The sequence below is a fragment of the Actinomadura sp. KC216 genome (assembly GCF_004348535.1).
Classification (GTDB): domain Bacteria; phylum Actinomycetota; class Actinomycetes; order Streptosporangiales; family Streptosporangiaceae; genus Spirillospora.
Genome location: NZ_SMJX01000612.1, coordinates 1 through 1,568, shown reverse-complemented (window position 1 = coordinate 1,568; position 1,568 = coordinate 1). Strand labels below are relative to the sequence as shown.

General features: G+C 69.2%; 1 protein-coding gene. It reads left to right on the top strand.

The features are described 5' to 3' along the window. Positions 1-70: 70 nt before the first annotated feature. Positions 71-1,568: signal recognition particle protein (gene ffh / locus E1264_RS42485; protein ID WP_132183229.1), on the top strand; the 1,498-nt coding region annotated here is incomplete at its 3' end.

Here is a 1,568-nt window from a genome sequence, read left to right as displayed (position 1 = left end):
GGGCAGGACTCGGCCGGTGACCCGATACGCTGATAGGCGATCCCAGAAGCTTTAAGGACGGTCCAGACACGTGTTCGAGACGCTCTCCGACCGGCTGACGACGGTCTTCTCGTCGCTGCGCAGCAAGGGCCGGCTCTCCGAGGCCGACATCAACGCCACCGCCCGCGAGATCCGGATCGCACTGCTCGAGGCCGACGTCGCGCTGCCCGTGGTCAAGGACTTCATCACCCAGGTCAAGGAGCGGGCCCGGGGCGCGGAGGTCTCGCAGGCGCTGAACCCGGCGCAGCAGGTCGTCAAGATCGTCAACGAGGAGCTCATCAACATCCTCGGCGGCGAGACGCGCCGGATCAGGCTGGCCAAGAACCCGCCGACCGTGATCATGCTCGCGGGCCTGCAGGGTGCCGGTAAGACGACGCTCGCGGGCAAGCTGGCCCGGTGGCTGAAGCAGGAAGGCCACGCGCCGATGCTCGTGGCCGCCGACCTGCAGCGCCCCAACGCCGTCCAGCAGCTGCAGGTCGTCGGGGAGCGGGCCGGGGTGCCGGTGTTCGCGCCGGAGCCGGGCAGCGGCGTCGGCGACCCTGTGGACGTGTCGCGCCGCTCCATCGAGCAGGCCAAGCACGCCCAGCACGACGTGGTCGTCATCGACACCGCGGGACGTCTCGGTGTCGACGCCGAGATGATGCAGCAGGCCATCGACATCCGCGACGCCGTGAAGCCCGACGACGTGCTGTTCGTCGTCGACGCGATGGTCGGCCAGGACGCGGTCAATACCGCGCAGGCGTTCATGGACGGCGTCGGCTTCGACGGCGTCGTCCTCACCAAGCTCGACGGCGACGCGCGGGGTGGTGCGGCGCTGTCCGTCCGGCATGTCACCGGACGTCCGATCATGTTCGCCTCGACGGGCGAGAAGCTCGAGGACTTCAGCGTCTTCCACCCGGACCGCATGGCGGGCCGCATCCTCGACATGGGCGACATCCTCACCCTGATCGAGCAGGCCGAGCAGGCGTTCGACGCCGAGCAGGCCGAGAAGATGTCCAGCAAGTTCGCCTCGGGCGAGGACTTCACCCTCGAGGACTTCCTCGAGCAGATGATGATGATCCGCAAGCTCGGCCCGATCGGCAACCTGCTCGGCATGATGCCCGGCATGGGGCAGGTCCGCGACCAGGTCAACCAGATCGACGACAAGGACCTGGACCGGATCGCCGCGATCATCCGCTCGATGACCCCGCAGGAACGCGCCCAACCCAAGATCATCAACGGCTCCCGCCGCGCCCGCATCGCGAAGGGCTCCGGCGTCGGCGTCGGCGAGGTCAACAGCCTCGTCACCCGGTTCTTCGACGCGCAGAAGATGATGCGCCAGATGGCCGGCGGGATGGGCCTTCCCGGCATGCCCGGCGGACGCAGGAAGACCAAGGCCGCGAAGGCGTCCAAGAACAAGAAGGGCAAGCAGCGCAGCGGTGACCCGCGCAAGCGCGCGGGCAAGGGCCGCCAGGACCAGCAGCCCGCAGCCGACGGCGGAATGCCCCAGGGCCTTCCCCCCGGGCTCGGCGGCGGTCCCGGCACCACCC